The following is a 12,056-nucleotide window of genomic DNA, read 5'->3' on the forward strand; positions in this document are numbered from 1 at the left end:
GTATGTACGCGACCTGGTTGCATCAGTCAATACGGTGACGTATGGAAGGCCATGACGACAAAAAGTACCCTCACGAGCGATGATTGGATCAAGGCCGCCTTCCGCGCACTGACGACCGGCGGCGTGCAGGCGATCCGGGCCGAGGCGATCGCCCGCGACCTGAAGGTGAGCAAGGGCTCCTTCTACTGGCATTTCAAGGATGTGCCGGATCTGAAGGCAAAGATGCTTGCCCATTGGGCGCGCGAAGCGACAGACGCGATCATCGCAGAAATCGAAGCCGCGGAAGTAACGGCGCAGGAGCGATTGCGGTTGCTGGTGCATGCCGCGACCGACGAACGCAGCCTTCCCTATGGCGGCTTGCTGACGGACGGCGCGGTCCGCGAATGGGCGCGCTTCGACACCATGGCCGCCATGACCCTTAAGTCCGTCGACGAACGCCGCCTTGGCTACATTGCCGACCTGCTCGGTCATTGCGGATTTTCGTCAAGTGAGAGCCACAGCGGCGCCAGCGCGCTCTACGGCGCGCTGATCGGACTTGAGGCGCTCGCTGCAAACGGTCTTGCCGATCTTCGCGGCGATCTGCTCCGGCTGCTCGAGGCGCTGCTCGGCAGCACCTCGCGCTAAACTCAGCCCTTGGCCAGAACGCCGAAGGCGATCAGCGACAAGCCCTGCATGACGAGGTCGACGGCGAGAAACAGGCCGAGGATCCAGAGGCTGTTGACGGGCCAGCCGGCAGCGATGATCAGGCCGGCCACAAGCGTGACCAGACCGCCGAGTGCAACCCAGCCCCAGCCCTGCAGCGGCCTGAGCTTCAGGCCAACCCAGATGCGGAAGCAACCCGCGACGATCAAGGCGATCGCCATGATAAAGGTGAGGAAGGACGAGGCGAGCACGGGATTGATGAAGGCAAAAAGGCCGGCGATCGTATAGCAGCCGCCGCTCAGGCCCCAGTAGAGCACGCTGTCCCAGCCCTTTACCTGAAAGGCGTGGGCGAGATTGAACAGCCCGCCGACCAGCATGATGATCCCGACATAATAGACGGACGCGACCGTCGCCATCAGCAGATTGCCGAAGGCAAGGCCGCCGCACATGATCAACAGCACGCCGAGGGCGACGAACCACCCCCATTTACCGGCAACCGCTGACTTGTCGGCTCGATCGAATGCGTGGGTCATCTCAACCTCCAGTCCTTTGCAACGCGAGATCGCTAACGCGGGGATTGAGCCGGATTTCTGCACAAAAGGAAAGTGAAAACACAGTCGATTTTTATTGATTGATGAGTCAATCAAAAATAGACTGATTATCGTCAAGGGAGAGACGGATGCCAAAGGTCGGGATGGAACCGGTGCGCCGCAAGGCGCTGGTCGACGCAGCGCTGCGCGTGATCGGCGATCAGGGCACGCTTGCCGTCACCATGTCCGAGATCGCCCGCCACGCCGGCGTTTCCCCTGCCCTTGCCCACCACTATTTCGGCAGCAAGGAACAATTGCTGATCGAGACCATCCGCAGCCTTCTAAGGCAATTGCGCGACGACACGGTGACGGCGCTCCGCACCGTGGCAGGCCCGCGCGAAAGGCTGAGCGCGCTCATCCGCGTCTCCTTCCAGGCAAGCCAGTTCGCCCCTGATACGATCGCCGCCTGGCTTGCCTTTTACTCGGAAGCGCAGCGCTCGGAAGAGGTGCGGCGGCTGCTCGTGGTCTATGCCCGGCGCCTGCGATCCAATCTGCTGGCGAGCCTCAAGACGCTTTGTGCCGATGATGACGCGGAACGCATTGCCGAAGGCGCAGCTGCGATGATCGACGGGCTCTATATCCGCCAGAGTCTGCGCTCCGCGCCGATCAGCATCGAAGCTTCGATCGCGCTTACCGAAGACTATGTCACCTCGCACATCGATCGGCTCACATACCAGGGAACGGCCGCATGACCGCAAGACCGAACATCCTGATCATCATGGTCGACCAGCTGAACGGAAAGTTCTTTCCCGACGGACCGGCCGCGTTCCTGCATGCGCCGCACCTGAAGGCACTCGCCGCCCGCTCGGCCCGGTTCCGCAACAATTACACCTCGTCGCCGCTCTGCGCCCCTGCCCGCGCCTCGTTCATGGCCGGGCAACTGCCGAGCCGCACCCGCGTCTACGACAACGCCGCCGAGTACCAGTCGTCGATCCCGACCTATGCACATCACCTGCGCCGCGCCGGCTACTACACGGCGCTGTCGGGCAAGATGCATTTCGTCGGCCCGGACCAGCTGCACGGCTTCGAGGAGCGGCTGACGACCGACATCTACCCGGCCGATTTCGGCTGGACGCCGGACTATCGCAAGCCCGGCGAGCGCATCGACTGGTGGTACCACAATCTCGGCTCGGTCACCGGCGCCGGCGTCGCCGAGATCACCAACCAGATGGAATATGACGACGAGGTCGCATTCCTTGCCAACCAGAAGCTCTACCAGCTGTCGCGCGAAAACGATGACGCGGAGCGCCGCCCCTGGTGCCTGACGGTCTCGTTCACCCACCCGCACGACCCTTACGTGGCGCGAAAGAAGTTCTGGGATCTTTACGAGGATTGCGAGCATCTGTTGCCCGAGGTCGGCATGTTGCCGGACGACCGGCAGGATCCGCATTCCAAACGCATCATGCATTCCTGCGACTACGTCAATTTCGACCTGACGGAAGACAACATCCGCCGCTCGCGCCGCGCCTATTTCGCCAACATTTCCTATCTTGACGAAAAAGTCGGCGAACTTCTGGATACGTTGACGCGCACCCGCATGCTCGACGATACGCTGATCCTCTTCTGCTCGGATCATGGCGACATGCTCGGCGAGCGCGGCCTGTGGTTCAAGATGAACTTCTTCGAGGGTTCTGCCCGCGTGCCGCTGATGGTCGCCGGACCGGGTGTGACGCCCGGCCTGCATCTGGCGCCGACCTCCAATCTCGACGTGACGCCGACGCTTGCCGACCTCGCCGGCATTACCATGGACGAGGTCAAGCCCTGGACCGATGGCATCAGCCTGGTGCCCATGATCAACGGCGAGGAGCGCTCAGAGCCGGTGCTGATGGAATATGCGGCGGAAGCCTCCTACGCGCCGCTGGTCGCCATCCGCGAAGGCAAATGGAAATACATCCACTGTGCGCTCGATCCCGACCAGCTCTACGATCTCGAAGCGGATCCGCTGGAACTGACAAACCTCGCTGCCAAGCCCGAAACGCCGGTACAGGCGGCAACCCTGCAGGCGTTCCAGGACATGTGCGCCGCCCATTGGGACATGGAAGGTTTCGATGCGGCCGTGCGCGAAAGCCAGGCCCGGCGCTGGGTGGTCTACGAGGCGCTCAGGAACGGCGCCTATTACCCCTGGGATCATCAGCCGCTGCAGAAGGCATCCGAGCGCTACATGCGCAACCATATGAACCTCGACAATCTCGAGGAATCCAAACGCTATCCGCGGGGAGAATGAGATGAAAGCCCAACCGCAAGCCTCGCACTTCATCGACGGCGAATATGTCGAGGACATCGAAGGCACTGTCATCGAGAGCATCTATCCGGCGACCGGCGAAGTGATCGCCCGGCTGCATGCGGCAACGCCGGCGATCGTCGAAAAGGCGATTGCCGCTGCCAAGCGCGCCCAGCCGGAATGGGCCGCGATGAGCCCGACGGCGCGCGGCCGGGTCCTTAAGCGCGCCGCCGAGATCATGCGCGAGCGCAACCGCGAGCTCTCCGAGCTCGAAACGCTCGACACCGGCAAGCCGATCCAGGAGACGATCGTCGCGGATCCGACCTCCGGCGCCGACAGTTTCGAGTTCTTTGGCGGCGTCATCGCCACCGCCCTCAATGGCGACTACATCCCGCTTGGCGGCGACTTTGCCTATACCAAGCGCGTGCCGCTTGGCGTCTGCGTCGGGATCGGCGCCTGGAACTATCCGCAGCAGATCGCCTGCTGGAAGGGCGCGCCGGCGCTCGCCGCCGGCAACGCCATGGTCTTCAAGCCCTCGGAAAACACGCCGCTCGGCGCCCTGAAGATCGCCGAAATTCTCGTCGAAGCCGGCCTGCCGAAGGGCCTCTACAATGTCATCCAGGGCGATCGCGCCACCGGGCCCCTGCTCGTCAACCATCCCGACGTCGCCAAGGTATCGCTGACAGGCTCCGTTCCGACCGGCAAGAAGGTGGCGGGTGCAGCAGCGGCCGAACTCAAGCACGTCACGATGGAACTCGGCGGCAAGTCGCCGCTGATCGTCTTCGACGATGCCGACCTCGAAAGCGCCATCGGCGGCGCCATGCTCGGCAACTTCTATTCGACCGGGCAGGTCTGCTCGAACGGCACCCGCGTCTTCGTGCACAAGGGCATCAAGGAACAGTTCCTGACGCGGCTCAAAGCCCGCACCGAGGCGATCGTCATCGGCGACCCCATGGACGAGGCAACGCAGCTCGGGCCGATGGTCTCGGCGCCACAGCGCGACAAGGTCTTTTCCTATATCGAGAAGGGCAAGGCCGAAGGTGCGCGACTGGTGACCGGTGGCGGCATTCCGAATGCCGTGAACAGTGAAGGCACCTATATCCAGCCGACGGTCTTTGCCGACGTCACCGACGGCATGACGATCGCGCGCGAGGAAATCTTCGGGCCTGTCATGTGCGTGCTCGACTTCGACGACGAGGCCGAAGTGATCGCCCGCGCCAATGCCACCGAATTCGGCCTTTCGGCCGGCGTCTTCACCGCCGACATTACCCGCGCCCACCGCGTCGTCGACCAGCTGGAGGCCGGTACGCTGTGGATCAACACCTACAATCTCTGCCCGGTGGAAATCCCCTTCGGCGGCTCCAAGCAATCCGGCTTCGGCCGCGAGAATTCGGTCGCGGCGCTCAACCATTATAGCGAGCTGAAGACCGTCTATGTCGGCATGGGACCGGTGCAGGCGCCGTATTGAGATTGTTGATTTGGCCCTCCCCCTAGCCCTCTCCCCGCTCGCGGGGGAGAGGGGACGAGGCCTGCTCGCCAGACCACACGCGGCAACGCATAGGGACGTCAGAGAGGGAGCAAGACATATCCGCGTTTTCCTTCTCCCCGCCTGCGGGGAGAAGGTGGCGGCAGCCGGATGAGGGGCGGATCCCTCACCGTGCGTATGAGCGGCGCATCCCGTCACTGCGGATGAGAGGCATGCCGAGGGGCAACGATTAAAAGAAAGACCACGCTTATGCAGGCAGATTACATCATCATCGGCTCCGGCTCCGCCGGCTCGGCGCTCGCCTATCGCCTCTCAGAAGACGGCAAGAATACCGTCCTGGTACTGGAATATGGCGGAACGGATGCGGGGCCGTTCATCCAGATGCCGGCAGCGCTTGCCTGGCCGATGAGCATGAAGCGCTACAACTGGGGCTATCTGTCTGAGCCTGAGCCGAACCTCAACAACCGCCGCATCACCGCGCCACGCGGCAAGGTGATCGGCGGCTCCTCCTCGATCAACGGCCTCGTCTATGTGCGCGGCCATGCGGAAGACTTCAACCGTTGGGAAGAACTCGGCGCGCGCGGCTGGGCCTATGCGGATGTGCTGCCCTATTTCAAGCGTATGGAAAACAGCCACGGCGGCGAAACCGGCTGGCGCGGAACCGACGGACCGCTGCACGTTAAACGCGGCCCGGTCCACAATCCGCTGTTCCATGCCTTTATCGAGGCCGGCCAGCAGGCCGGTTTCGAACTCACCGATGACTATAACGGCTCGAAGCAGGAAGGCTTCGGGCTGATGGAGCAGACCGTCTGGCAGGGCCGGCGCTGGTCGGCGGCAAACGCCTATCTGAAGCCGGCGATGAAGCGGCAGAACGTGTCGCTCGTGCGTTGCTTCGCCCGTCGGATCATCATCGAGAACGGCCGAGCGACCGGGGTCGAGATCGAGCGCGGCGGCAAGATCGAGGTCGTCAAGGCCAACCGTGAGGTCGTCGTCTCGGCCTCCTCGTTCAATTCGCCGAAGCTCTTGATGCTCTCGGGCATCGGCCCGGCCGAGCACCTGAAGGAGATGGGCATCGAGGTGAAGGTTGACCGACCAGGCGTCGGCGCAAACCTGCAGGACCATATGGAGTTCTATTTCCAGCAGATTTCGACCAAGCCCGTGTCGCTCTATTCCTGGCTGCCCTGGTTCTGGCAGGGCGTTGCCGGCGCGCAGTGGCTGTTCTTCAAGAAGGGCCTCGGCATCTCCAATCAGTTCGAGGCCTGCGCCTTCCTGCGCTCGGCCCCCGGCGTCAAGCAGCCAGATATCCAGTACCACTTCCTGCCGGTGGCGATCAGCTACGACGGCAAGGCGGCCGCCAACACCCACGGCTTCCAGGTGCATGTCGGCTACAACCTCTCGAAGTCGCGCGGCAACGTCACGCTGCGCTCCTCCGATCCGATGGCCGACCCCGTCATCCGCTTCAACTATATGAGCCACCCGGAGGACTGGGAGAAGTTCCGCCACTGCGTGCGCCTCACCCGCGAGATCTTCGGCCAGAAAGCCTTCGACCACTATCGCGGTCCGGAGATCCAGCCGGGCGAGAAAGTCCAGTCGGACGAACAGATCGACGCGTTCCTGCGCGAGCATCTGGAAAGCGCCTACCACCCCTGCGGCACCTGCCGGATGGGTGCCAAGGACGACCCGATGGCGGTGGTCGATCCGGAGACCCGCGTCATCGGTGTCGAAGGCCTTCGTGTCGCCGACAGCTCGATCTTCCCGCACGTGACCTACGGCAACTTGAACAGCCCGTCGATCATGACCGGCGAGAAGGCGGCCGACCACATTCTCGGCAAGCAGCCCCTCGCCAGATCGAACCAGGAACCGTGGATCAACCCGCGCTGGCAGGTCAGCGACAGATAGTTCGCCGCAAGGCGAACTTTTTTGCCGGCGATCGACGGCCGCATGTCACATTCGCCGGTGTTATCTTGTCTTGTCTTCTCGAGTGCTTGAGATGAAGGAGACGAAGATGACAGCGAAGCCCGATCCGCATGGGACTGCCGCAGCGGTGATGCCATCATGGCCCCGTGTGCGCGCTAGCCGGGCCGGCCGCGCCATATCGCAGCGGGGCGCGTGATGGCCGGGATGACCGACGAAGACGTCAGAACGACCTTCGGCGCGGTACGCCCGCGACTGATCCGCATCGCCTATCGCATGCTGGGCTCCGTCAGCGAAGCCGAAGATGTCGTACAGGAAGCATTCCTGCGCTGGCTGAACGCCGACCGTGCGGCCGTCAAAGAACCATCGGCGTTTCTGGGCCGGATCGTGACACGCCTTTGCCTCAACCAGTTGAAGTCGGCACGGCGGCGGCGCGAAACCTACCTCGGGCCATGGCTGCCGGAACCGGTCGTCGAGCAGTGCGACGAACTAGACGACATTACCCTGCCTCTGATGATGGCACTGGAACGCCTGTCGCCGCTGGAACGAGCGGCCTTCCTGCTGCACGACGTCTTCGGTGTCAGCTTCGATGAAATCGGCGAGACGCTCGGCCGCAAGGCAGCAACCTGCCGTCAACTGGCCAGCCGTGCCCGTGTCAATGTCCGCGAGACCCGCCGCCGATTTGCGATGCCACGGGAACAGGGCATGGAAATCGCCGCCGCCTTCTTTGCCGCTTCCCGTGGCGGCGATTTGCACAAGCTTCGTTCGCTGCTTGCGACCGGCGCGATCGTCTATGCCGACGGCGGCGGCAAGACAGTGGCGCCAAGACGGCCGATCGTCGGAATAGACGAGGTGATAATGCTGCACGCCTCGCTGAGGCTGATCTTTGCCCGGGCGATGTCGCGGCTCGTGCGTTACGAATTCATCAATGGGCTGCCTGGTTTTATCACCATCGAAGACGGGGTCCTGCAGACCACCGCGATCGAGATCGAGCGGGATAGAATCACCGTCATCTATGTCACGCGCAATCCGGACAAGCTAAAACACCTCCCAGAAGCGCTGACATATCTCGATGCTCCGGCCGTTCATTGAGCGACGGGTGACCGCGCCCTAACGATCGCGCCCCCGCGCACAGGCACCAGAGCCGACAGCTCTGCTGATCGCCCTGCTCCAAACAAACTTAACCTGCCACGCGCCGAAGGCGCGTGCCTCTACTCGCTCGGCAGGCCCAACACCAAACCATAGGAGACCAAACCATGAGCAACATATGCATTGCCGTCATCTACCACAGCGGATACGGGCACACGGCACGCCAGGCCAGGGCTGTTAAAGCCGGTATCGAGCGCGTCGACGGCGCACAAGGTCTGCTCCTAGCGGTTGAGGATGCACCGGCACGGTGGAACGATCTCCGCTCGGCCGAGGCGATCATTTTCGGCACGCCGACCTATGTCGGAGGCCAGTCAGCCGCGTTCAAGTCATTTCAGGAAGCGAGTTCCAGTGCCGTGATGGCCAAGGGCTACCTTTGGAAAAACAAGTTTGCTGCCGGTTTCACCAACTCGGGAACCGCCTCGGGCGATAAACTCGCGACGCTGATGCAACTTGCTCTCTTTGCTGCCCAGCATGGCATGCACTGGATCAACCTCGACCTACCACCGGCCAACCACTCGACCAAAGGATCACCTGACGATCTCAACCGGCTTGGCTTCTGGCTGGGCGCCGGCGCCCAGTCCTATGTCGACCAGGGCGCCGATCTGGCGCCGCCACCATCCGATCTTGAGACGGCAAGTCATCTCGGCCAACGCGTGGCCGAGACAACGCTGCAGTTCGTGCGAGGAAGAACGGTCGAACAGGAGCCTGCCCTTCCCGCGTGGAGAACGGCAGGCGAGCGATAGGATCAGCGTCAGAGAAAGCCGATCCAGCGGCCGGCGAGCAGAGCACCCAGCCATGTGACCAAGGAGGCAAGCGCCTGCGCACGCAGGCGCAACGCAACGGCTCCCCCTGCGCGCGCGACCGACCAGGCTGTACCCACGTGGACCGACAGTGCATTGAGCGTTCCGATTGCCAGAAGCGCGAGCTTGGTCAGAAACGCCGGATTGGCGAGATAGGCCGAAGGCCTGACGCTGAAGAGGCAAAAGCCGGTGACGATCGCGATCGCCAGGCCGATCGCAGCCGCTTGCGCCAGAAAGGGTCCAAGCACCGCGACGGGCGCATCACCGACAAGCCCGAGCAGCCTCAGATCAAGCGGTACGATCGCGCCGATGAGCAGGCCGATCGCGAGAATATGAGCCGCGTTGACCACGAGATAGAGGATCGCCGAGCGTCTGAGCGCCGCGCCCACCGGCCAGCCGGCGATCCACTCGACGAGTTCCGCGCCGCTCATCCACCGGCCCGGATGCGTTCCGGATAGATGTCATAGGTCTTGCCGGCGACCGTGATGCGCACCGCCTTCATGCGCTTTTCGTTCGGGTCGAGCGAACGGTTGCCGAGAACGATGATCTCGTCACCGGCCTTGGCCGATCCCTCGACAAAGCCTGAGCGCTCCGTCTGGCGGGGATTGCCGAGTTCGACGTGCCACATGCCATCCGTGGACGACTCCACCTGTAAGGTCGGATGCGGCGGCGCCATCGAGATCTCGCGGATGGTGCCCTTGAGCTCGATCTGGTCGGCCTCGGCCCAGGACCATCCGTGATGGGCATAGGCGCCGGTAACCAGAAGCCCCGTCAGGATGATTGCGACAACGCCACGACGTGAAATGGCATTCAACATGTCCCTGCTCCTTCGCCTGTTTCGGAGAGGTGGCAGCTTGAACCCGAAGAGCGTTTTGCGAAAGGACGCGGTCTTCAACACTTCTTGAGCATCGCAGACAGCCACCGCCTATGGTTGTGATAATCTTGGGTTGCGCGAACCTTATTCAACAGCTTAAAATTTAGCCATTCTTAATCTCCGGTTGTTATGTCTATATGAGACGGAGTGAACGCTGGGCGAACATGCCATGACGGCAGTTTCGCCGCGCAATATCGCGTGCTCCATCCCATCATCGACATCACTCCCCTGCCAAGGCGAGCTCGCTTACCGATGCCTTTGCGGCCGTGCCCGCGGCCATCGGCCGAGGATGATTTGCCTTGCGGGCAACCGCGGAGCGTTATTCATGACAATCAAAGCACGCCTGCTCGTCTGTCTGTCCCTGCTCGCCGTCGCCATGCTGGTCATGATCGTTACGGCCTTCAGTGCGCTGACTTCCATCTCCAAACGCACCGAATCGATTGTCGTCGACCGGTTGCTGCCAGTCGACCACTTGAAGACGGTGTCCGACATGTATGCGGTCGAAATCGTCGACACGACCCATAAGGTCCGCAGCGGCGCCCTGGACTGGGCGGCCGGCGCAAAAGCGATCGACGCGGCGCTTGCGACCATCGATACGCGCTGGCGCACCTACGAAGCCACACGGCTCACGCCGGAGGAAAAGACGCTGACCGAGATTTTCGACAGGGCGCGCATCGCAAGTGATGCGTCGATCCGCGATCTCGTGCAGATCATGCAGCGTCAGGACAAGGCCGAACTCGAAAGCTTTGTCGATACCAAGCTCTACTCATCAGTCGATCCCCTCGCCGCGCCAATCAGCGACTTGATCAAGCTGCAGCTTTCCGAGGCTAACGGCGAGCTCGAAGCGGCGAATGCCGAGAAGGACAACCTGACACTCTGGCAAAGCGTGATTGCAGGCTTCGCCCTGCTCATGCTTGGCGCGACCGTCTGGTTCGTCATTGCCGGCCTGTTGCGCCCGCTGACGAGCCTGCGCGAAGCCATGCGCCAGCTTGCCGCGGGCAATCTCAAGGCACTGATCTTCGGCGAAGGTCGCCGCGACGAAATCGGCCAGATGGCCGGCGCTGTCGCCGTCTTCCGAGACAATGCGCTGGAACGCGAGCGGCTGGAGCAAGAGGCCGAAGCCGGTCGTTCGCTGTCGGAACGCGAGCGTGAACAGCGCGAGGCACAGAAGGCGAAAGAGGCGGCGGAGGTCCAGGCGGCAGTCAGTGCGCTTGGCTTTGGCCTCGATCGACTTGCCGAAGGTGATCTGACCTTCCGGATCGAAACGCCGCTTGCCGAACGGCTCGACGCGCTGCGAACCAACTTCAACAGTTCCGTCGCCAATCTCGAGGATGCGCTGCGCTCAGTCGGGGAGAACGCTCGCAGCATTAACGCCGGCGCCAGCGAAATCCGCTCCGCCGCCGGCGATCTCTCCAAGCGCACGGAACAACAGGCCGCCTCGGTCGAGGAAACCGCAGCCGCGCTCGACCAGATCGCCACCACCGTCGCCGATGCCAGCCGGCGCGCGGAAGAGGCGGGCACGCTTGTCATCCGCACCCGTGGTGCTGCAGAGAAATCGGGCGAAATCGTCGGCAATGCCGTCACCGCCATGAGCGGCATCGAAGCCTCGTCGCGGGAGATCTCCAGCATCATCGGCGTGATCGACGACATCGCCTTCCAGACGAACCTCCTGGCGCTTAACGCCGGCGTCGAGGCGGCTCGCGCCGGTGAGGCGGGCAAGGGTTTTGCCGTCGTCGCCCAGGAAGTGCGCGAGCTTGCCCAGCGCTCGGCTCAGGCTGCCAAGGAGATCAAGGTGCTGATCGCCACATCCGGCCAGCAGGTCAAATCCGGCGTCACCCTGGTGCGAGAGACCGGCGCGGCACTCGAAAGCATCATCGTCGAGGTCAAGGAGATCAGCAGCCACGTGACGGCGATCGTCGAAAGCGCCCGCGAACAGGCAGCCGGCATCCAGCAGATCAATACGGCGGTGAATGCCATCGACCAGGGCACGCAGCAGAATGCGGCGATGGTGGAGCAATCGACCGCCGCCAGCCACAGCCTTGCCCGCGAGGCCGGCGCGCTCAACGACCTCCTGATGCGCTTCAGGACCGGCATCGGCTCTTCGGCAGGACCACGCCTCGTGGCAAGTGGCGCCACGGAGAGTGCAGCCCCCTCGCCCGCACGTGCGTTGACCCGCAAGCTCGCCGGCGCCTATCGCGGCGGCGCGCGACCACACGAGGACGGCTGGGCGGAGTTCTGACGATCAGGCTTCGGCCGCAAAACAAGGAGACGCGAGCCGCAGGGTTCGCGTCTCTAGCTTTTGCCACATACAGTATTAAATCTAGTAAATTACTAGTCTATACTCGGTTTTTCGCTGCTTTTCGATCTGAGAGGCAGATTT

At 62.8% G+C, this 12,056-nt stretch carries 11 protein-coding genes; 8 read left to right on the forward strand and 3 right to left on the reverse strand.

The features are described from left to right. Positions 1-51: 51 nt before the first annotated feature. Entirely contained in the window at positions 52-624 is a 573-nt protein-coding gene (locus IB262_RS07050) for a TetR/AcrR family transcriptional regulator (protein ID WP_089043838.1), read from the forward strand. 2 nt (positions 625-626) lie between these two features. Here the strand turns inward: IB262_RS07050 and IB262_RS07055 are convergent, their stop codons facing one another. Next, positions 627-1,175 (reverse strand): HdeD family acid-resistance protein, encoded by a 549-nt coding sequence (locus IB262_RS07055; RefSeq protein WP_112975668.1) that lies wholly within the window; start codon positions 1,173-1,175, stop codon positions 627-629. A gap of 146 nt (positions 1,176-1,321) precedes the next feature. On the opposite strand from IB262_RS07055, the gene betI reads away from it, so the two are divergent. The 6 genes from betI (at position 1,322) to IB262_RS07085 (ending at position 8,745) form a co-directional block, all read left to right on the forward strand. Further along, on the forward strand, positions 1,322-1,924 hold the full coding sequence (betI, locus tag IB262_RS07060) for a transcriptional regulator BetI (protein ID WP_034789209.1): 603 nt from the start codon (positions 1,322-1,324) through the stop codon (positions 1,922-1,924). Continuing rightward, positions 1,921-3,456, forward strand: coding sequence for a choline-sulfatase (gene betC / locus IB262_RS07065; protein WP_060603930.1), 1,536 nt, complete (start codon positions 1,921-1,923; stop codon positions 3,454-3,456). Before betI ends, betC begins: the two co-directional genes overlap by 4 nt. A 1-nt stretch (position 3,457) precedes the next feature. Beyond that, positions 3,458-4,921 (forward strand): betaine-aldehyde dehydrogenase, encoded by a 1,464-nt coding sequence (gene betB, locus IB262_RS07070; RefSeq protein ID WP_060516271.1) that lies wholly within the window; start codon positions 3,458-3,460, stop codon positions 4,919-4,921. 267 nt (positions 4,922-5,188) lie between these two features. Next, complete coding sequence (betA, locus tag IB262_RS07075) at positions 5,189-6,838, forward strand: choline dehydrogenase (protein WP_060516272.1); 1,650 nt, start codon at positions 5,189-5,191, stop codon at positions 6,836-6,838. Positions 6,839-7,060: 222 nt separating this feature from the next. After that, positions 7,061-7,945 (forward strand): sigma-70 family RNA polymerase sigma factor, encoded by an 885-nt coding sequence (locus IB262_RS07080; RefSeq protein WP_318266873.1) that lies wholly within the window; start codon positions 7,061-7,063, stop codon positions 7,943-7,945. Positions 7,946-8,109: 164 nt separating this feature from the next. Then, positions 8,110-8,745, forward strand: coding sequence for a flavodoxin family protein (locus IB262_RS07085; protein WP_060516274.1), 636 nt, complete (start codon positions 8,110-8,112; stop codon positions 8,743-8,745). Between the two features lie 8 nt (positions 8,746-8,753). Here IB262_RS07085 and IB262_RS07090 read toward each other — a convergent pair whose 3' ends face one another. After that, on the reverse strand, positions 8,754-9,233 hold the full coding sequence (locus IB262_RS07090) for a DUF2214 domain-containing protein (RefSeq protein ID WP_112975882.1): 480 nt from the start codon (positions 9,231-9,233) through the stop codon (positions 8,754-8,756). Beyond that, entirely contained in the window at positions 9,230-9,619 is a 390-nt protein-coding gene (locus IB262_RS07095) for a DUF6152 family protein (RefSeq protein ID WP_034789195.1), read from the reverse strand. The genes IB262_RS07090 and IB262_RS07095 overlap by 4 nt, the downstream gene beginning before the upstream one ends. Positions 9,620-10,001: 382 nt before the next feature. Between IB262_RS07095 and IB262_RS07100 the strand changes: the two genes are divergently transcribed. Beyond that, positions 10,002-11,915: a HAMP domain-containing methyl-accepting chemotaxis protein gene (locus tag IB262_RS07100; RefSeq protein WP_112975881.1), complete on the forward strand. Its 1,914-nt coding sequence runs from the start codon at positions 10,002-10,004 to the stop codon at positions 11,913-11,915. Positions 11,916-12,056: the final 141 nt, after the last annotated feature.

Origin of the sequence: Ensifer sp. ENS02 (genome assembly GCF_014851885.1) — a bacterium.
GTDB lineage: Bacteria > Pseudomonadota > Alphaproteobacteria > Rhizobiales > Rhizobiaceae > Ensifer > Ensifer adhaerens.

Excerpts from the sequence above, each read along its gene's own strand:
- IB262_RS07050 (WP_089043838.1), top strand. The coding sequence starts at position 52 with ATGACGACAAAAAGTACCCTCACGAGCGATGATTGGATCAAGGCCGCC.
- IB262_RS07055 (WP_112975668.1), bottom strand. The coding sequence starts at position 1,175 with ATGACCCACGCATTCGATCGAGCCGACAAGTCAGCGGTTGCCGGTAAA.
- betI (WP_034789209.1), top strand. The coding sequence starts at position 1,322 with ATGCCAAAGGTCGGGATGGAACCGGTGCGCCGCAAGGCGCTGGTCGAC.
- betC (WP_060603930.1), top strand. The coding sequence starts at position 1,921 with ATGACCGCAAGACCGAACATCCTGATCATCATGGTCGACCAGCTGAAC.
- betB (WP_060516271.1), top strand. The coding sequence starts at position 3,458 with ATGAAAGCCCAACCGCAAGCCTCGCACTTCATCGACGGCGAATATGTC.
- betA (WP_060516272.1), top strand. The coding sequence starts at position 5,189 with ATGCAGGCAGATTACATCATCATCGGCTCCGGCTCCGCCGGCTCGGCG.
- IB262_RS07080 (WP_318266873.1), top strand. The coding sequence starts at position 7,061 with ATGACCGACGAAGACGTCAGAACGACCTTCGGCGCGGTACGCCCGCGA.
- IB262_RS07085 (WP_060516274.1), top strand. The coding sequence starts at position 8,110 with ATGAGCAACATATGCATTGCCGTCATCTACCACAGCGGATACGGGCAC.
- IB262_RS07090 (WP_112975882.1), bottom strand. The coding sequence starts at position 9,233 with ATGAGCGGCGCGGAACTCGTCGAGTGGATCGCCGGCTGGCCGGTGGGC.
- IB262_RS07095 (WP_034789195.1), bottom strand. The coding sequence starts at position 9,619 with ATGTTGAATGCCATTTCACGTCGTGGCGTTGTCGCAATCATCCTGACG.
- IB262_RS07100 (WP_112975881.1), top strand. The coding sequence starts at position 10,002 with ATGACAATCAAAGCACGCCTGCTCGTCTGTCTGTCCCTGCTCGCCGTC.